Raw genomic sequence first — 16,868 nt, 5'->3', positions numbered from 1 at the left:
GACATTGTGTACGAAGGTGCAGTTCAAGAGCTGATTGACGAGCTCGGCCGGCTTCCCGGCGTGGGCCCCAAGTCAGCGCAGCGCCTGGCGTTCCACATCCTGGAGGCCGACCCCGAGGACATGAAGCGCCTGGTCACGGCTATCACCACGGTCAAGGAACGCGTGAAGTTCTGCTCCGTCTGCTTCAACGTCACCGAGCAGGAAACATGCAACATCTGCCGTGACCCCCGTCGGGATCCCTCCGTGATCTGCGTGGTCGAAGAGTCCAAAGATGTGCTGGCTGTGGAACGGACCCGTTCCTTCCGCGGCCGGTACCACGTGCTGGGCGGCGCCATCAATCCCATTGCGGGGGTCGGCCCCGAGCAGTTGCGCATCCGCGAACTCCTAACGCGGCTCAACGACGGCGCCATCCAGGAAATCATCATCGCCACGGACCCCAACCTGGAAGGTGAGGCCACGGCCACCTACCTGGCCCGCATGCTCAAATCCATCGGGATCACGGTGACGCGGCTGGCGTCCGGCTTGCCCGTCGGTGGAGACCTTGAGTATGCCGATGAGGTCACCCTGGGACGCGCCTTCGAAGGCCGGCGGAACGCCCTGTTGTAATCTCGCAACCACAACATCAACCGTGATTGGGGTCCCGTGCGAGAACTTGTCTACTACGTTGCCGTCAGCCTGGACGGCTACATTGCCGGACCGGGAGGCGAGTTCGACGCTTTTCCCGTGGAGGGCGATCATATGGCAGCCCAAAATGAACGCTTTTCCGATGCCATCCCCACGGTCATTGCCGACGCCATGGGCATCAAGCGCACTGGGACCATGTTCGACACCGTGCTCATGGGGTGGAACACCTACGCTGTAGGACTGCCAGTGGGCATGACCAGCCCGTATCAACACCTCCGCCAAGTGGTGTTCTCCCGGACAAAGTCCGAGGCTGACATCCCGGGCGAACATCCAAACCTGACGTTGACTTCCGAGGACCCTGTGGAGGTAGCGCGACGGTTGAAGTCGGAGCCTGGCCGGTCGATCTGGCTCTGTGGTGGCGGAGAGCTGGCCACACAGCTGGCGAATGAAATCGACAGGCTTGTGCTCAAACGCAGCCCGCTGCTCTTTGGCGACGGGATTCCGCTCTTTGCACCCGGCACCTACCAGCCACGTGCTTTCGACGAGGCAGGCACCACGGCCTTCGACTCGGGCGTAGTGATCTCCGAGTATGTGCGGCGGAACCCTAGCCGGACCGCGATCCAGCAGCCAGCCTCCGGGACGCCAGCCAGCGCCCCGGAATAACCACCACCGCGGCCACCAGCCCCTGCAGCGCCAAGCCAGTCAGAGCCACCGGCATCGCGGGGGCTTGCCCGTCGCTTGATTCGCCTCCCAGGCATGGGACTTCGCGGGACGGCCCATCGGCAGCCCACTGAAGTCCGGCCAACAGCCAGCCCACGTCATTGTCAGTGGACACGAACTCGGCACCGACACTGCCCAGCAGCAGAGCGGGGTTGGACGCCGCCAACCAGGCAACCCGTTCCGTGTGTGCCACCTCCACGGGGCGAAGATCGCCCACGCACAGGTAGGAGGTAACCCTTCCGGAGTCGTCCCGTTGCACATTCACGGGCACGGAAGCCTGGTCCATTTCCGTGGTCCCGGGAAGCAATAGGAGGGTGACGGCCACGTTGCCGAAGCAGAGGAAGGTTACCAGCACCGTAGCCAGTGCAACACCGGCCGCAGCGCTTGCGAACCACACCCTCGATCCAGCACCGATCAGCCCGAACACTGCTGCTTCAAGCACAATCACAACGACGGCGGCACCGGCCAACGCGATCGGCCCGCCGACGCTGAAGCCCACCGCGAACAAGGCACTGCAGGCTAACGCGGCCAAGGCCACGCCCCGCATGGCTCCTGCGAGCAGCAGCTCCAGGACACTTCCTCCCGCATGGCGGAATCCCCAGCCTGTTCCCAGCACGGCTGCGGCCAATGCCAGGATCGCGGCCATGATCAACAAAACGGCGCCCGGCACGCTCCGTTCGAACCACCCGTTGGAATCAGCCCACGCAACCACCACCGCAGCCAACCCCCAAGCCAGGGCTACCCCTGCGGCGCAGGCGAGCCAAAACCACCAAGAAGTGAAGGAGTTCCGGGCGCTCTGCCATGCCGCACCAGCGGCAGTTCTGAAGACCGCACCGGGATGCGTTCGCGAATCCGAGCCTGCCCGTGGAGTATCAGCCATCCGCCGTTGGTCATCGATCATCCCGCCACCGATGACCTCATATTCGGGCTCATTCCCTCCCGGCCCAGAGCCACCTGGACGGTCAGGGACGCCGGCCATTGCCACACGCAATCCTCATGATGTGGATGGTACGCCGGGCGGGCCGGCACCAACATCCATTCCGGGGAGAAGGTGGCACCATGGAGTCATGGTTTCCCTTTCCGGTTTCCCACGTTCCAAGCGGCCGCACCGAATCCCTCCCGAGCCTGGACAGGAATCAGTGTGGGACTATCCGCGGCCGCCGCGGGTGGAGGCCCGTTCGGAGAGGATCCTGGTGCGGCTGGGTGGTCATGTCATTGCTGACACCGTGGATTCAGTGCGTGTCCTGGAGACAAGTCATCCGCCCGTCTATTACCTGCCGTTCGATGCCTTTGCGCCCGGGGTGCTCGTCCCCGTGGACGGAGCCACCTTCTGCGAATACAAGGGCATGGCCGGGTATTTCGATGTTGCAGCAGGCGGGTTGGTGGCTTCCCGTGCCGGGTGGACGTACCCGGAACCCAGCCGCGGTTTCGAAGCACTACGGATCCGGGTGGCCCTCTATCCCGGCCGGATGGACTCCTGCGAGGTGGACGGCGAGCAGGTAACGCCTCAGGACGGCAACTTCTACGGCGGCTGGATTACGCGGAACATCGTGGGCCCTTTCAAGGGCGCTCCGGACACTGCCGGGTGGTGAGCTCCCCCGGCCGCTGTTTGTGTGGCCGCCATATGGTCACAATTCCTGCCAGCACTCCACGCGGCGATAAACTGGGCAAATAAGCTACGCAGGCGTGCTCCAATTTGGAATCCAGCATGCCGCGTTCGAACCCTATTGATGCAGTGAGGGTGCGCGCATGACTATGCCCACTACCGAAGTGAAGATCGAAGAGCTCTCCAACGAGGCTGCCATTACCAAGCAGCTGATCGTTCAGAAGTTCGGCGGTTCCTCGGTTGCAGATGCTGATGGCATCAAACGGGTCGCACAGCGCGTCGTGGATGCGCAGAAGGCCGGCAACGAGGTTGTGGTTGTTGTTTCCGCGATGGGCGACACCACCGATGAACTCCTGGATCTGGCGAGTCAGGTCACGGACTCCGCTCCCGCCCGCGAGATGGACATGCTGTTGTCCGCCGGCGAGCGAATTTCCATGGCCCTCCTTGCCATGGCCATCAACAAGTTCGGAGCCTCCGCGCAGTCCTTCACGGGCTCCCAGGCCGGCATGATTACCGACGGTATCCACGGCAAGGCGCGAATTATCGACGTCGACCCCCACCGAATCCGCACTGCCTTGGACAAGGGTCACATTGCGATCGTGGCGGGCTTCCAGGGCATGAGCCGCATCACCAACGAGATCACCACCTTGGGCCGCGGCGGTTCGGATACCACAGCCGTTGCTTTGGCCGCTGCCCTTGAAGCCGATGTGTGCGAGATTTACACCGACGTGGATGGCATTTACACCGCGGATCCCCGAGTAGTGTCCTCTGCCCAGAAGATTGACCGCATCTCCAGCGAGGAAATGCTGGAGCTGGCAGCTTCCGGCGCCAAGATCCTGCACCTGCGTTGTGTGGAGTACGCCCGCCGCTTCGGTGTGCCGCTGCACGTCCGTTCGTCATTCAGCCAGAACGAAGGCACCTGGGTCATCCCTGGCGCCGACGAAAAGTTCACGATTCAAGAGGGAGTTGCCTTGGAGCAGCCAATCATCTCCGGCGTTGCACACGACCGGTCCGAAGCCAAGGTCACCGTTGTGGGCGTCCCCGACATCCCCGGCAAGGCTGCCGCGATCTTCCAGGTGATCGCAGACGCACACTCGAACATCGACATGATCGTCCAGAACGTGTCCACCCACGGCACGGGCCGGACGGATATTTCGTTCACGCTGCCCATCGTCGAAGGTGCGGACGCATTGGCAGCCCTGCGTGCTGCGGAGGGCCAGATCGGCTTTGAGAGCATCGAGTACAACGAGCACGTTGGCAAGCTCTCCCTCATCGGCGCAGGCATGCGTTCCCACCCCGGCGTCTCGGCCACGTTCTTCAAGGCCCTGTCCGATGCCGGCATCAACATCGACATGATCTCCACCTCGGAAATCCGCATCTCCGTCGTCACCAGTGCCGACGCCCTGGATGACGCCGTTCGCGCCATCCACAATGCGTTCGAGCTCGACGGCGACGCCGAGGCTACCGTTTACGGCGGCACCGGCCGCTAGGCAAGCCGCTACGGCAACATGAAGGACCGGAGCCAGCGCTCCGGTCCTTCATGTGTTTCAGGCGAACAGCCCTTCGCCGACAAAACCGCCCGGAGCGCATCCCGGCGGAATCGCGAAGACGGCCGAACCCACGGGCGTGGTCCATAGATTCAGCAGGTCCAGCTCGTCGAGGCGGCGCTGGATGGGAACGAACTGCCGGCCGATGTCCGCTTGGTAGGACGCGAAAATCAATCCGGAATCTGACACGCTCCCGGCCCTGGGAACGGAGTCGTAGTTGAAGGCCCGCCGGAAGATCCGCTGGGACGGGTCTTCCGGGCGTGCCCTGCGCAGATGGGCGAAATCGGCTATGACTGGAAACCCGACGGGCGTGACGGCGGCAAAGTCCGGCTCGTCGTGCTCAGCCGTGCCCGTCAATGGAGCGCCGTTCGCCAATCTGCGGCCCACGGACTCTTCCCGTCCGGATCTGTCCAGCTCGTCCCATTTGTCCAGGTCCATGCTGATCCGGCGGATCACCAGGGAGGTTCCGTGGGGCGCCCATGACCCGGTACCGCCGTCGCCATAGACAACTCTCTCAAACTCCTCGCTCCCCGGCGCTGGATTCGATGTGCCATCCATCTGGCCAAAAAGGTTCCTCATGGTCGTTCCGGACTGTTCTGTCCCGTAGGCGCGGCGGAACCCTGTTTGGGCCCAGCGCACCGTGGTGAAACGGCGGCTGTCCTTGAGGAGCATACGCTGCGCATGCGCAACCGAAAGGGGATCGTCGGCGCATATCTGCAGCAACAAGTCCCCGCCGCAGAACTCCGGTACCAACTTGTCGATGGAGAATGCCGGAAGTCCGGATACACCGTCCGGGACCGGCACGGTACCCGCAACCCGGAACAGGCCAGGACCAAAGCCGAACGTGACGGTCAGCCGTGCAGGCCGGAGCGCCAATTCGCCCTCTGTATCGGCCAGCGCAGCCTTTCCCTGGGTCAAGTTCGCGGCATCGTCGCTCAGCAGCTTTAGGAGGGACTTGAGCCGCTCAGGCGTTGTCCCTTCCTTCAGGTCCAAGGCAAGGAAGACACCGTGGGCCTGCGCAGCGGTGCCAACGCCCGCCTGCCTGTCACCGTGGAACGGCACAGTCCTGGCACCATTCGCCCCGTCCCCGGAATCACTTGGCAGCAGTGGGATTGGCTTCCCGGCGAGTTGCGTGCCCACGGCGGCCAATGCTCCGACGCCTGCGGCAGCACCGCCAAAGAGGAGGTGCCGCCGCCGCACTCCGGCTCCGGGCTTGGGTGTGGTGTTGTCCCGTCCGGGAGTTGCCACAGCTGCTGCCCTACTTGGACGGCGCGGGCGTTGCCGACCCACTGCCTTCGCCCGCCGTGTAGTTCTCATTGGCACCCGAGAAGTCCTTCGCTTGGGCAGTAAAGGTGACCGTCCCGCCGTCGGACGTTTTCAGCTCGAACGTGACCTCGTCACCGGCTTGGACGGGCTTTGTCAGGTCCATGAGCATAATGTGGTTGGCTCCGGGCTCGAGCTTGAGTTCGCCCCGTGCCGGAACAACGAAGCCACCCTGTTTTGCCTGCATTTTCATGGTGCCGTCCGAACCCATCACGGTTTCGTGCAGTTCCACCATGGTGGCCACCGGTGCTGCCGCGCTGACGATGGTCACATCTTTGTCACTGGTGTTCCGAATCGACCCGAAGGCCGCCGACATCCCTGAGTCGGCAGTCTTGATCCACGTGTCACTCACCGTCAATGGCTCGGATGACTGGCTGGGGGAAGCGGACTGGGTGGTGGAGGTCTGTGCGTCGCTTTGTCCGCAACCTGAAAGGGCAAACGAGGCCGCTGCTAGGAGGGACAAAACGGGAACGATTTTTCTCTTTGTCATAGTGATGCTCTCTCTGAAATGGTGTCCTGCATCGGGCTGAAACAGCTCCGGAACAGGTAGGACGGCAGGTTGGTGACTTAGCCGTCCCGCGGGCTGGACCGGCGTCGGCGCGTGAAGAGTCCCCAGCCCAGGTACAAGGCGAGGCCTGCGACCGCCCCGAGGGCTGCAGCAATCAGCCAATCGGGTACCTGGACCGTGGACGCGGTGTCCCCGGATTCGGCCGATCCGGAGGGAACGCCGGAGGTGGCCGTGTTTCCGGGGGCCGTAATGGCGCCGGCTGTGGCGCCGGCCCCCACCAGGAATGAGTAACTGCCGTTGATGGGGTGGCCATCGCTGGATACCACGCGCCACCTGACCTGGTACTCCCCGTCGGGCATGCCCGGGGCGAGCGGTTGGGTCAAGGTCCCGCGGTCCAGGACAGACTCTCCTTGGACCCAGTTGTTTGATGCCGCATCTACGACGCGGACTTCGTGGCCGATGGCCAGTAGCGGGGCACTGAATTTCAGTTCAATGCCCGACGGCGGCGCGTCCAAGCGCTGGCCGGTGGAAGGGGTGGACGAAACCAGTTGGTCGTGGGCGGACGCCGCCGGCGCAGTGGCCAGCCCGAAGGCCATGCACAGCAGTATGACGGCAAGCGTAGGTCCGCTGAGTCCTGGGTTTCGCCATGAAAATTTGCGCAAGATTTGTCTTGCCATGGCTGCTTCCCGCCCCGCGGCCTGTGGCAAAGGTTCGGCAGTCCGTGAAAGGGATCGCCGCCCGTAGCTGGGCTGGCGGGGCTTAAGAGGTGACGAAGGCGCCGGGCGCCTGGGACAGGGCAGGAAGCATCGGTGGTCCGCGGTGCCGCATGGTCAGGAACGGAATACCCAGATTCCGCAGCGGGCGGACAGCCCAGTCCGAAGGGATGACGCTGGCCCCGGGTTCCACAGCCAAAGGCTGGATGATCCTCAGGAAAGGAATCAGCCTCAGGCCAAGGGCAGTCAGTAGGCGCACGCCGGTGACCTCGCCGTAGCGGAGGACGGCAATGGTGGCAACGGCTGCGAGACAGTGCCCCAGGCCCATCATGGGAGAGGCATGGTCCAAGGGACCGGAGATTGAAGGAAGCGTGTGTACCGCATGGCCGGCATGCCCTCCGGCGGCGGCCATCATCCCAACGTCGCGGTGGGATGTCGGATCAAGGCTGTACAGGCCGTGGAAGAGGGCCTGGCTCGTTACCACGGCGGCAGTTAGGCGCCACAGCGACAACACTCTCCCGGCAAGGGCAATGCACACTGGTCCGGAGAGGGCCAAGGACAGCATCAGGACGGGCACCGCTGGCGGGTTTCCGCCTGCCAACGCATGGGAGGCGGCGGCGATGAGGGTGGCGGCGACGGCGCCGGCCCAAGCGCGCAGGAAACGCGCTTTGCGTGCCGTCATGGTCCCTCCCGCCCTCCGAGGCAGCGTCCAAGCTTGCCCTATCGCTGATGCAGTAATTCTACGCAGCGTAGAATCTTCTGCGGGGATTCACAAACCGGATAGCTGCGCCGAGCTCCGGTCCGTGGGTGCCAACAGGACGTCAAGGAGCTGCCGGAGGCCGTCAGCCATGTCCACGGACTTGTCGTAGAGCCACTGCAATTGCAGGCCGTCGAAGGCCGCAACGGTCAGCCGGGCCAGCATGACAGCCTCGACGTCGGCACGGACCTCTCCGGAGGCCTGGCGCCGTTCGATGTCAGCGGCAATGTCACGAACCACCGTCTCGTAGCGTTCCTTGAAGTAGCTGTGGGAATCGTGCCCGGGATCGTTGGCCGTTGCTGACGCCACGGCATAGAGCGTGGTCAGGCCGGGCTCGCGTACATTCCGCTCTGCGATGGACGGCATAAGGTTCACACCAACGTCTTCTTGCCCGCTGGCAGTCAGGGACCGCCGGTCACGTTCGGCCAGCACGGCGGTGAGGAGTTCCTGCTTTCCCTTGAAGTAATGGAACAGGGTGGCTTCTTTGACGCCTACCAGTTCGGCCACGCGCTTGAGCGCCGTTCCTTCAAAACCTTCGGTGGCAAAAACATCGGTTGCCGTCTGGATGATCTGTTCGCGGCGTTCCGCTCCCTTGGCGTACTGGCCCCGGGCCCTCGACGTTGACATCCGAACAGTGTATTTCACGGTTCAAAATCGAGCATCACTCGACTTTTTTCCTTAAAACCTAGTCACACTAGATTTTTGAAGCTAGAGTCATTCCTCGAGACCCAACGGTGGGTCACCCGTTCATCAGGAGGCAATGTGGCCCTCAAACTCAATCCGCAACCGGCAGGCGCGGAAACCCTCGGCACGGAGCCCGGCAGCACCCCGCCCACGGCAGCTTCCCGCGCCTACGTCATCGGTATGCCCATCGCGAGCGCAGGCCTCTGGATGGCCGTCCTCGCTCCGGCCTTGGTGGTCCTGGCCATCAAGGTTTCGGAAATCACCACCCCGGATACGCGCGCCGGGGCCCTCAGCCTCGTGGCAGGCGTCGGCGCAACGGTCGCGTTGCTCGCCAACCCGCTGTTCGGACGCCTTAGCGACCGGACCACATCCCGCTTTGGCATGCGCAAACCATGGATCGTGGGCGGATCACTCGTGGGACTGGCCTCCCTCTTCATGCTGGGCTCCGGCACCAACGTCCTCACGGTCCTGGTGGCCTGGGTAGTAGCACAGCTGGGCTTCAACGCGGCACTCTCCGCCCTGGTGGCCACGCTCCCCGATCAAGCCGCCCCGTCGGAGCGCGGCCGCCTTTCAGGCCTCATCGGCATGACGCTTCCCATCGGCCTGGTTGCCGCAGCCTTCTTCGCGCAGATGTTCGACAACGCCATGCAGATGGCTGTTGTCCCCGGGATCGTTGGGACGGCAGTAGCTGTCGCCTTCGCATTTACGTTCAAGGACCGCGTCCTCACGGAGAAGCCGGCACCGCTGAACGCCAAGGAGATCATCGGCTCGTTCTATTTCAACCCCCGGGTGTTCCCCGGCCTGGGCTGGGCATGGTTGACCAAGTTCATGGTCTACGTCGGGTACTGCGCAGGGCTGCTCTATTTGCCGTACTTCTTCACGGACCACCTCCAAGTCGCCGAAAGCCAGGTCACCAGCCTGGTCTTCCAGGCAACGCTGGTGAGCTCCGCCGGCACCGTGATCACCAGCCTCGCCGGCGGCTGGATCAGTGACCGCATTGGTAAGAGGAAGAGCATGGTGATCATCTCGGCGCTGATCATGATGGCGGGCCTGGTTGTCATTGCCACCAGCACCAATACCAGTCAGGTTCTGGTCGGCCAGGGCATCCTGGGGCTCGGCCTCGGCGTCTTCAGCGCGGTGGACGTAGCCCTCATCACGGACCTCCTGCCTGGCAACCAGGCCGAGAATGCCAAGACCTTTGGTGTCTTCAATATCGCCCAGGCCCTTCCGCAGTCCCTGGTGCCGGCCATCGCCTTCCCCGTGATCGCCGTGGGCGGGTACCCCGCATTGTTCCTCGGTGGTGCAGCAGTCGGCATCATCGGCGCCCTCCTCGTCACACGAATCAAAGGAGTCAAGTAAATGAATCCCACACTCGCAGCTGCAGCCACGGCACCGCCTGCCGGCTCCCCGGACGCCGAAGCACGCATCCGTGAGCTCGCCCAGAGCCTGTCCCTTGAACAGCAGATCCAACTGCTGACCGGCGCGGACGTCTGGTCCACGCACGCCATCCCGGACATTGGCCTGAGCCGCGTGGTCATGTCGGACGGCCCTGCCGGTGTCCGCGGCGAAGACTTCGATGAGCGGCACGACTCCGTTTCCCTGCCGTCGTCGTCCGCCCTGTCCGCTACCTGGAGCGTCGAAACGGCGCGCCGGTACGGTCAGGTCCTTGGCCAGGAGGCCCGCCGCAAGGGCGTTCACGCCGTCCTGGGCCCCACCATCAACCTGCACCGTTCCCCGCTGGGCGGCCGTCACTTCGAGTGCATGAGCGAGGACCCGAGGCTCACCGCAACCATGGCTGCGGGGTATGTTGCCGGTGTCCAGTCCATGGGCGTTGGCGCCACTCCCAAGCACTACCTGGCCAATGAGGCCGAGAGCGAGCGCTTCACGGCTGATTCCGTGGTGGACGAGCGGCCCTTGCGGGAGCTCTACCTGGCAGCCTTCGAGGACGCCATCACCGAAGCCCGTGCCTGGTTGGTGATGAGCTCGTACAACTCCATCAACGGCACCACAGCCAGCGAGAACAAGCTCCTGGAAACGCCGTTGTCCACCGAATGGGGCTTCGACGGCGTCGTCGTCTCCGACTGGACCGGCGTGCGGTCAGTCGACGCCGCCAATGCGCACCAGGATCTGGAAATGCCCGGTCCGGCAGGCCATTGGGGCCCCAAGCTGCTCGCTGCCGTGAAGGACGGGCGCGTCAGCCGGGACGCCATCCTGGAAAAGGTCACCCGCATCCTGCGGCTCGCTGCCAGAGTGGGATCACTGGAAGGCTTCGAACCCGCAGTTACCCAGCTCCCCACCGAACTGAACGGGGCCGCCGTCGCGCGTGAAGTGGCAGTCCGCGGTGCCGTACTGGTCCGCAACAAGGGCCTCCTCCCCCTTGATGCCAAGGCGCTCACGAGCGTGGCCGTGATCGGCCATAACGCCGACGAAGCCCGCACGCAGGGCGGTGGAAGTGCCACCGTCATGCCCAAGTACACCGTCTCGCCTTTGGAAGGCCTGCGGAAGGCGCTGCCCGACGACGTCAAGGTCACTTACGCGCGCGGCGCCAAGGTGGCCGAGGGCATCCAGGCGTTCCCTCGCGAGTCCCTTCACAATCCTGTTTCCGGGGTGCTTGGGCTACGCGTGACCTTCCTCGCGGAAGATGGCACCGAAATCTCCGGCGAAGACCGCTTGGCCTCGCACCTGATCTGGTTCGGCATCGGAATTCCCGACGGCGCCGCCTCCATCCGCATGGAGGCGGACTGGACTGCCGAAACAGCGGGCGTCCACCACTTGGGCGTCGGCACCGTGGGCCGGATCCGCTTTGTCCTGGACGGCACGGAAGTGTTCAACAGCGAACTTGAGGACGATACCGAAGTCCTCGGCGCGGCACTCTTCGATCCCCCCAAAACCGTCCACGCCCTCGAAACCTCGGTGGGCCAGACTGTTCGGATCGAGGCCGAGTACCAGTTGCCCAAGGAACAGGTCATCCCGTTCACGGCGATCCTGCTGGGCGAGGAGACGGTGGTTGCGGATCCGGGGGCCGAGATGGACGCCGCCGTGGAAGCTGCCCGGGACTCCGACGTCGCTGTGATCGTAGTGGGCACCAACGCGGCGATTGAGTCCGAAGGCTTCGACCGCAGTGATCTTGACCTTCCCGGCTTCCAGAACCAGCTGGTGGAAGCTGTGGCCGCGGTCAGCCCGCGCACGGTGGTTGTGGTGAACTCCGGGTCGCCGGTCCTCATGCCATGGCTCGACAAGGTGGACGCAGTGTTGCTCGGGTGGTTCGGAGGCCAGGAATTCGGCAGCGCAATCGCCGACATCCTGCTGGGCATCGAAGAGCCCGGCGGCCGCCTTCCCACCACTTGGCCGGCAGCACTGGCGGATGTTCCGGTGCTCAGCACCACGCCCGTCGACGGCAAAGTGGTGTATGCCGAGGGAATCCATCTCGGTTACCGTGCGTGGCTCAAGCAGGAAGCTGAAGGTGGCGCCGCTCCGGCTCTTCCCTTCGGTTATGGCCTTGGCTATACGACGTTCGAGCTCGGCACAGCCCACGCACCGCAGGTGGTTACCGCGGGGAACGACGTTGTGGTTCACGTGCCCATCAAGAACACCGGCACCCGGACAGGCCGCGAGGTGGTGCAGGTCTATCTGGACCGCCCGCTCTCCGCGGTTGAACGCCCGGTCCGCTGGCTTGCCGGCTACGCTGGAACGCACCTTGCCCCGGCCGGTACGGACAGCGTGGAAATCCGCGTCCCCGCCAAAGCATTTGCACATTACGACGGCGGCTGGCAGTTTGAGCGGGGCACCTTCCGCCTGCTGGTAGGTCGCCACGCAGCCGACGAATTCCAAACCCTGGACATCGAACTCCGGTAATACAGGGCGAAAACACCGTGGGTGGCGGCTTTTTCGGGCCGCCACCCACGTGGTTTTCGCCACAAGCGGTAGAACTGGGGTATGGTATGGAATTTTCGTGGCATGCTGTACGTTGCATACCCGGTAACCCCCTAACACGAAGAGGCATTAAAAAGTGGCAGCCGATTACGACGAACTCCGTACCGATGTAAAAGAGAACCAGGAGCAGTCCCTCCAGGCTCTCCAGTCCGCCAGCGCTCCCACGGCCAAGAGTGTCGTGCTTGAACTGGACGAAACCGATGGCCTTGACGCCAACGGCCCCGGCGGCGAAATCGTCGCTGAAGAACTTGTTATCCAGGTCATTCCGCAGGCAAACGACGAGTTCACTTGTCACTCCTGCTTCCTGGTCCGTCACCGCTCGCAGATCGCACGCGAAAAAGATGGCGTCGCCTACTGCACCGACTGCGAAGGCTAGGACGACACACCACCCCGGCGGACTTACATCGTCAGGGAGTGCCGCCGTCGGGATTAAATTGCGGAAGGACCGGAGCAAACGCTCCGGTCCTTCCGCAGTTAATGGCCTAAGGCGCCAGTCCCGTGCCGCCCACTGTCCTCTTGCGGCGGTGATTGCTCATCCGCAGCTGGAGGATCCGCGCGCCGCCTGCGAGGGCAACCAGCACGCCCCCGCCCACAGCCGCTATAAACAACGTGGTGCCGAGCGCCAGCGTCCCTTCCAGCCCAAAGAACCGGACGGTGATCATGTCCTGGTTTTGGACGAAGAACACGATCAGCATCACCAGGACCACCAAGCCGACAGCCACCGCCACCCACAAGGCGGCGGTGCGGGTGGGCCGGGCATGACCTGGCGCCGGCGGCGGAAGTGCTCGGTCCTTGGAACTGCCCCGGTCCGGGCGCGCGGAACTGCCCGGGACCCCTGCTGCATCTTCTTGGAAACTCATTGACGGCCCCCTTTGCATCAGCACCTACCGTGCACTTCACATAATAAGCATGCTGACTAGTTGCTCAACAGTGGCACGGCCACCAAAGCAGGGTCAAGGTGGCGGACCAGTCATCACTTAAGGAAGGACCGGAGTTCGCGGTCCGGTCCTTCGGCATTTCACGTCCCGTTACAGGGAGTAGTCAGTGGTGGTCGGGCCAGGATCGTCATTCCGGACGGCATAATGATGACCCTCGGAGTCAGTCTCTACATCGAAATGCTTCAGGTCTTCCTCTGAAGCGGACTCGAAATCATCATGCTTATGCACCACGGGGCTGTCCGTGTCGCCGTGGGTTGCCGGTCCAAAAACGGACTGCAGCCGCTCGGTCACGTGGACGAAGCCTTCCATTCTGCGTCCCATGTTTTCCACCTCCCTTCTTACCGGAGAGCGAAAAAGCGGCAAGGCTGGTGCGTGCCGTTCAGTGAGGTAATTTTACGCCCGGAAAAGGAAAAAGGCGCGGCCCTGAGCTAAGCAAAGTCAACGCCGAGTTGGCATCTCATGACAATGTTCCGCCGAAGAATGGGCATTAACTGTCATCTCGCGGGGATCCTAGCCTGCCCGGTTGGCAGGACCACGCCTTCTGGAACGTCGACGCCGGCCGGCCGGGTCAGTGCAGTCAACACCGAACTGACAGTTGATGGCAATACTCCCAGGAAACATGGGCATTAACTGTCAACTCGGCGGAAGGTGGGGAGCGTTTACCGCAGGGACTTGTCGTCGGGATTGCGGGGCACCACGTAGGTGCTGCCGTCCGGGCGACGGAGGGTCTCCCACTGCTGCGCTTCGGCTTGGCGCTGAACCAGCAGCTTCCGGTTGGCCTCGGTCATCTCGTGATCAAGGGAGCTGCTGTGGGCCGGGCCAAAGATGACCCTGAACTTGCCAGTGGCGCGCATGAACTTCCGCGTAAGGGATTCCTTTGCCACGCAGATCGACTCCTTTTTAGACGGTTCAACATCTCCATAGTACGCTAATTGTTAGTACACTAACTAATTGCCGCGGCGAGCACAGGAGGCAGCCATGACCAGCGTCAGCGAGACCACCCAGGACACCGATGACCTCCTGCTGGAGCGCCAGCTGTGCTTCGCCCTCACCGTCGCCTCGCGGAGCGTGGTAGGTGTCTACAAACCCGTACTGGAGCGGCTCGGCCTCACCCATCCCCAGTATTTGGTAATGCTGGCTCTCTGGGAGCGCAGCCCCAGAACCCTCAAGGACATCAGCGACAGCCTTCTGCATGAACCGGCCACACTGTCGCCGCTCCTGAAGCGCCTGGAGGAGGCCAAACTCATCACCCGCGAGCGCGTTACCGGCAACGAGCGCGCGTTGGCCATCAGGTTGACGGACAAGGGCGCCGCGCTCCGCGAGCAGGCCACAGCCGTTCCGGGCGAGATCCGCGAGCGCCTGCAGCTAAGCCGCGAGGAGGTCGCTGAGCTTCACCAAGCCATGACTGGCCTCATCGCGGCAACCCAGCGAAGCGGCGCCCACTCGAGCGATGCCCCCTCCATGGAAAACGGCGGCAGCCGTTAGCCAATTGGAAGCACAACTCCCTAGCCAAGCGCACGGCCTCAGTGATCTTCTTGAAACGAGCACCGAAAGTGCCACGTAAAATGGACGCAACCTAGGAGATTCCATGCGCATGCGATTTGTTGGCCCCCTGCTGGCAGTACTGGCCGTCACCGGCCTCGCCGCATGCTCAGGCACCCCCACTCCAGGGTCCACGGGAAGCGCAACCCAAGCGCCGTCGTCGTCGGCTGCGTCAAGCAGCCCCACAGCCCCCGGCAGCGCCTCCCCCAGCAGCCAGCCAGCCACCCCCGGCCAGGGCAACGCCGAGCTCTCCATTACGCTCCTCGAGGCTCCGGATGCCCCGCTCAAGGCCTTCACGCTCGTGTGCGCAGCGGGCACGCCGGCGGCCGAAAGCGAGCACCCATCAGCCGCGGAAGCGTGCACTGCCATCAAGGACAACCCGGCCATCCTCAACCCGGCCCCCACCAAGACCGACCAGGCCTGCACCATGCAGTACGGCGGTCCCGCGACGGCCAAGGTGACCGGCTCCGTGGACGGCAAGGAAGTCACCGCAGCCTTCAGCCGCACGGACGGCTGCCAGATAGCGCTCTGGGATGCGGCGAAGAGCATCCTCGGATCAGATGGCGGCCTCTAGGCAGCAGTACCTCCCCCAGGAGCAATGGCTCGGGCTGGAGGCAGCCCATCATGCTCGGGTCGCGCGCTACGCAGATCCCTACCTGGCCCGGCGCTCGGCCGGCAAGAAACACCCCGTGGAGGATTTCCTCTTCACCTACTACACCCAGAAGCCAGGCCAACTGCTGCGCTGGCACCCGGGCGACGGCGTGGTCCTCAGCGGCGCTCCCGCCCTTGAGCGCACCAACTGGAAGTTCTACCGGACGCTCGACGACGGCGAACTCACCTCACTGGGATTGTCCCCCGGTACACCGGCGGTCACCTTCGACCGGGCCGGCTTCCTGGCCGACCGCGCCGAAGCGGTTCGCTTTGCGGGCATCATCCTTGCGGGGACAGCGAAGCGTCCAGCCCAATTCGGCTGCTTCGGACTGCACGAGTGGGCCATGGTGTACCGGCAGGAGAAGTTCGAGCTGCGCCACGAATACCTGAAGCTGCGGCTGGGAGGCGAAGGCACGGACACGGTGGTGGAAGAGAACCGCATCCGCTGCTCCCACTTTGACGCTTTCCGCTTCTACACTCCGGACGCTTTGCCGCTCAATGAGCTCACGCCCACCCGCGAGAACCAACGGACCATGGAACAACCGGGCTGCCTGCACGCCAACATGGACCTCTACAAGTGGGCCTACAAGCTGACGCCGGCCCTGCCGAGTGAACTGGTGATGGACTGCTTCGAGTTGTCGTGGCGGATCCGGGCCATGGACATGCAGGCCTCTCCGTACGATCTTGAAGAATGGGGCTACCCGCCCATCAGGATTGAGACACCACAGGGCAAGGCCGAGTACGTTGAGTACCAGCGGGCTTTCGCGGCCGAATCACAGGAGCTGCGGGCCCGCGTGCTCCAGGCAGTAGAACCGCTCTTGGACGAGCTGAGCGGTTTGATGGTCGGAGCACCCGCCGCCACCAGCGAAAGGTAACCATGGTTTCCGAAAAGAACAGCGAGCCAGCCAGCAGCGAGTACGACGTCGACCTCACGGTCACGCTGACAGAGGCACCTGGCGCTGAGAGTCGGGAGTTCCACCTACGGTCCGCTGCCGGCCTCCTCTCGCCCGACCCGGATTCGATGCACTCAAACTTGCCGGACGCGCTTGCGGCGCTTGCCGCCGTCGAACAGTTCGGGGAGGAAATCTTCTTTCCCGAGCCACGGCCGGACCGGATCTGCACGCAGCAGTATGGCGGTCCGCAGGTTGCGGTGGTCAAGGGCTGGTTCCGTGGACGCAAAGTCCACAGCCATTTCAGCCGGACGGACGGGTGCGAGATCGCACGGTGGAAGACCTTGGCTGCGCTGCTGGGCAATACCGGAGGCTCCACGGGCGCCGTCTAGGACACACCTTCCGGCTCACGACACGCAAATGGGCTGGGGA

20 protein-coding genes are annotated in these 16,868 nt (G+C 63.7%); 11 read left to right on the top strand and 9 right to left on the bottom strand.

From position 1 onward, the window contains the following. Positions 1-6: 6 nt before the first annotated feature. Together recR and FQP90_RS11090 are read left to right on the top strand one after the other, a co-directional pair. Complete coding sequence (gene recR, locus FQP90_RS11095; RefSeq protein WP_144650148.1) at positions 7-606, top strand: recombination mediator RecR; 600 nt, start codon at positions 7-9, stop codon at positions 604-606. Between the two features lie 36 nt (positions 607-642). Then, complete coding sequence (locus FQP90_RS11090; RefSeq protein ID WP_244296701.1) at positions 643-1,287, top strand: dihydrofolate reductase family protein; 645 nt, start codon at positions 643-645, stop codon at positions 1,285-1,287. Here FQP90_RS11090 and FQP90_RS11085 read toward each other — a convergent pair. Next, positions 1,229-2,323, bottom strand: coding sequence for a hypothetical protein (locus FQP90_RS11085; protein ID WP_144650146.1), 1,095 nt, complete (start codon positions 2,321-2,323; stop codon positions 1,229-1,231). The two genes, FQP90_RS11090 and FQP90_RS11085, sit on opposite strands and share 59 nt — an antisense overlap. 88 nt (positions 2,324-2,411) lie before the next feature. Here FQP90_RS11085 and FQP90_RS11080 point away from each other — a divergent pair, with 88 nt between their 5' ends. Together FQP90_RS11080 and FQP90_RS11075 are read left to right on the top strand one after the other, a co-directional pair. Then, the gene (locus FQP90_RS11080; protein ID WP_208759989.1) at positions 2,412-2,936 is read left to right on the top strand and encodes a DUF427 domain-containing protein; all 525 of its coding nucleotides are present in this window, start codon (positions 2,412-2,414) and stop codon (positions 2,934-2,936) included. 157 nt (positions 2,937-3,093) lie between these two features. Then, positions 3,094-4,440, top strand: coding sequence for an aspartate kinase (locus tag FQP90_RS11075; protein WP_062069961.1), 1,347 nt, complete (start codon positions 3,094-3,096; stop codon positions 4,438-4,440). Between the two features lie 57 nt (positions 4,441-4,497). Here the strand turns inward: FQP90_RS11075 and FQP90_RS11070 are convergent, their stop codons facing one another. From FQP90_RS11070 to FQP90_RS11050, 5 genes are all read right to left on the bottom strand, one after another. Continuing rightward, entirely contained in the window at positions 4,498-5,745 is a 1,248-nt protein-coding gene (locus tag FQP90_RS11070; RefSeq protein WP_144650142.1) for a Dyp-type peroxidase, read from the bottom strand. Between the two features lie 10 nt (positions 5,746-5,755). After that, positions 5,756-6,310: a copper chaperone PCu(A)C gene (locus tag FQP90_RS11065; protein WP_244296699.1), complete on the bottom strand. Its 555-nt coding sequence runs from the start codon at positions 6,308-6,310 to the stop codon at positions 5,756-5,758. A 77-nt stretch (positions 6,311-6,387) separates the two neighbouring features. Then, the gene (locus FQP90_RS11060) at positions 6,388-6,924 is read right to left on the bottom strand and encodes a copper resistance CopC family protein (RefSeq protein ID WP_167510459.1); all 537 of its coding nucleotides are present in this window, start codon (positions 6,922-6,924) and stop codon (positions 6,388-6,390) included. Between the two features lie 163 nt (positions 6,925-7,087). After that, on the bottom strand, positions 7,088-7,723 hold the full coding sequence (locus tag FQP90_RS11055; protein WP_144650138.1) for a hypothetical protein: 636 nt from the start codon (positions 7,721-7,723) through the stop codon (positions 7,088-7,090). 87 nt (positions 7,724-7,810) lie between these two features. Continuing rightward, positions 7,811-8,425 (bottom strand): TetR/AcrR family transcriptional regulator, encoded by a 615-nt coding sequence (locus FQP90_RS11050; protein WP_144650136.1) that lies wholly within the window; start codon positions 8,423-8,425, stop codon positions 7,811-7,813. Between the two features lie 135 nt (positions 8,426-8,560). Between FQP90_RS11050 and FQP90_RS11045 the strand changes: the two genes are divergently transcribed. The 3 genes from FQP90_RS11045 (at position 8,561) to FQP90_RS11035 (ending at position 12,791) form a co-directional block, all read left to right on the top strand. Further along, complete coding sequence (locus FQP90_RS11045; RefSeq protein ID WP_244296692.1) at positions 8,561-9,841, top strand: MFS transporter; 1,281 nt, start codon at positions 8,561-8,563, stop codon at positions 9,839-9,841. Next, positions 9,842-12,337: a beta-glucosidase family protein gene (locus tag FQP90_RS11040; protein WP_144650132.1), complete on the top strand. Its 2,496-nt coding sequence runs from the start codon at positions 9,842-9,844 to the stop codon at positions 12,335-12,337. Positions 12,338-12,491: 154 nt separating this feature from the next. Next, positions 12,492-12,791: a DUF4193 domain-containing protein gene (locus tag FQP90_RS11035; protein ID WP_011773410.1), complete on the top strand. Its 300-nt coding sequence runs from the start codon at positions 12,492-12,494 to the stop codon at positions 12,789-12,791. Positions 12,792-12,897: 106 nt separating this feature from the next. Here FQP90_RS11035 and FQP90_RS11030 read toward each other — a convergent pair whose 3' ends face one another. The 3 genes from FQP90_RS11030 to FQP90_RS11020 all read right to left on the bottom strand — a co-directional run bounded on the left by FQP90_RS11030 (position 12,898) and on the right by FQP90_RS11020 (position 14,237). Beyond that, entirely contained in the window at positions 12,898-13,275 is a 378-nt protein-coding gene (locus tag FQP90_RS11030; RefSeq protein ID WP_144650130.1) for a LapA family protein, read from the bottom strand. Positions 13,276-13,443: 168 nt separating this feature from the next. Beyond that, on the bottom strand, positions 13,444-13,674 hold the full coding sequence (locus FQP90_RS11025) for a hypothetical protein (protein ID WP_167510458.1): 231 nt from the start codon (positions 13,672-13,674) through the stop codon (positions 13,444-13,446). Between the two features lie 338 nt (positions 13,675-14,012). Then, positions 14,013-14,237, bottom strand: a complete 225-nt coding sequence (locus tag FQP90_RS11020; RefSeq protein ID WP_144650127.1) for a hypothetical protein — start codon at positions 14,235-14,237, stop codon at positions 14,013-14,015. Positions 14,238-14,331: 94 nt separating this feature from the next. Between FQP90_RS11020 and FQP90_RS11015 the strand changes: the two genes are divergently transcribed. The 4 genes from FQP90_RS11015 (at position 14,332) to FQP90_RS11000 (ending at position 16,828) form a co-directional block, all read left to right on the top strand. Then, positions 14,332-14,838 carry a MarR family winged helix-turn-helix transcriptional regulator gene (locus tag FQP90_RS11015; protein ID WP_144650125.1) on the top strand — a complete coding sequence of 169 codons (507 nt, stop codon included), beginning with the start codon at positions 14,332-14,334 and terminating at the stop codon, positions 14,836-14,838. Positions 14,839-14,941: 103 nt separating this feature from the next. After that, positions 14,942-15,469 carry an SSI family serine proteinase inhibitor gene (locus FQP90_RS11010; RefSeq protein ID WP_144650123.1) on the top strand — a complete coding sequence of 176 codons (528 nt, stop codon included), beginning with the start codon at positions 14,942-14,944 and terminating at the stop codon, positions 15,467-15,469. Further along, positions 15,456-16,421 carry a 3-methyladenine DNA glycosylase gene (locus FQP90_RS11005; protein ID WP_208759988.1) on the top strand — a complete coding sequence of 322 codons (966 nt, stop codon included), beginning with the start codon at positions 15,456-15,458 and terminating at the stop codon, positions 16,419-16,421. Before FQP90_RS11010 ends, FQP90_RS11005 begins: the two co-directional genes overlap by 14 nt. 2 nt (positions 16,422-16,423) lie before the next feature. After that, complete coding sequence (locus FQP90_RS11000) at positions 16,424-16,828, top strand: serine protease inhibitor (RefSeq protein ID WP_144650118.1); 405 nt, start codon at positions 16,424-16,426, stop codon at positions 16,826-16,828. Positions 16,829-16,868 lie beyond the last annotated feature (40 nt).

This window comes from Paenarthrobacter nitroguajacolicus (assembly GCF_007786235.1).
Taxonomy (GTDB): Bacteria; Actinomycetota; Actinomycetes; order Actinomycetales; family Micrococcaceae; genus Arthrobacter; species Arthrobacter nitroguajacolicus_A.
This window is presented reverse-complemented; position numbering and strand designations above follow the sequence as displayed.

Bases quoted from the DNA above. Each gene is read 5' to 3' on its own strand.
- FQP90_RS11005 (WP_208759988.1), top strand. From the start codon at position 15,456: ATGGCGGCCTCTAGGCAGCAGTACCTCCCCCAGGAGCAATGGCTCGGG.
- FQP90_RS11015 (WP_144650125.1), top strand. From the start codon at position 14,332: ATGACCAGCGTCAGCGAGACCACCCAGGACACCGATGACCTCCTGCTG.
- FQP90_RS11030 (WP_144650130.1), bottom strand. From the start codon at position 13,275: ATGAGTTTCCAAGAAGATGCAGCAGGGGTCCCGGGCAGTTCCGCGCGC.
- FQP90_RS11085 (WP_144650146.1), bottom strand. From the start codon at position 2,323: ATGGCCGGCGTCCCTGACCGTCCAGGTGGCTCTGGGCCGGGAGGGAAT.
- FQP90_RS11055 (WP_144650138.1), bottom strand. From the start codon at position 7,723: ATGACGGCACGCAAAGCGCGTTTCCTGCGCGCTTGGGCCGGCGCCGTC.
- FQP90_RS11010 (WP_144650123.1), top strand. From the start codon at position 14,942: ATGCGCATGCGATTTGTTGGCCCCCTGCTGGCAGTACTGGCCGTCACC.
- FQP90_RS11000 (WP_144650118.1), top strand. From the start codon at position 16,424: ATGGTTTCCGAAAAGAACAGCGAGCCAGCCAGCAGCGAGTACGACGTC.
- FQP90_RS11060 (WP_167510459.1), bottom strand. From the start codon at position 6,924: ATGGCCTTCGGGCTGGCCACTGCGCCGGCGGCGTCCGCCCACGACCAA.
- FQP90_RS11075 (WP_062069961.1), top strand. From the start codon at position 3,094: ATGACTATGCCCACTACCGAAGTGAAGATCGAAGAGCTCTCCAACGAG.
- FQP90_RS11050 (WP_144650136.1), bottom strand. From the start codon at position 8,425: ATGTCAACGTCGAGGGCCCGGGGCCAGTACGCCAAGGGAGCGGAACGC.
- FQP90_RS11080 (WP_208759989.1), top strand. From the start codon at position 2,412: ATGGTTTCCCTTTCCGGTTTCCCACGTTCCAAGCGGCCGCACCGAATC.
- FQP90_RS11025 (WP_167510458.1), bottom strand. From the start codon at position 13,674: ATGGGACGCAGAATGGAAGGCTTCGTCCACGTGACCGAGCGGCTGCAG.
- FQP90_RS11040 (WP_144650132.1), top strand. From the start codon at position 9,842: ATGAATCCCACACTCGCAGCTGCAGCCACGGCACCGCCTGCCGGCTCC.
- FQP90_RS11065 (WP_244296699.1), bottom strand. From the start codon at position 6,310: ATGACAAAGAGAAAAATCGTTCCCGTTTTGTCCCTCCTAGCAGCGGCC.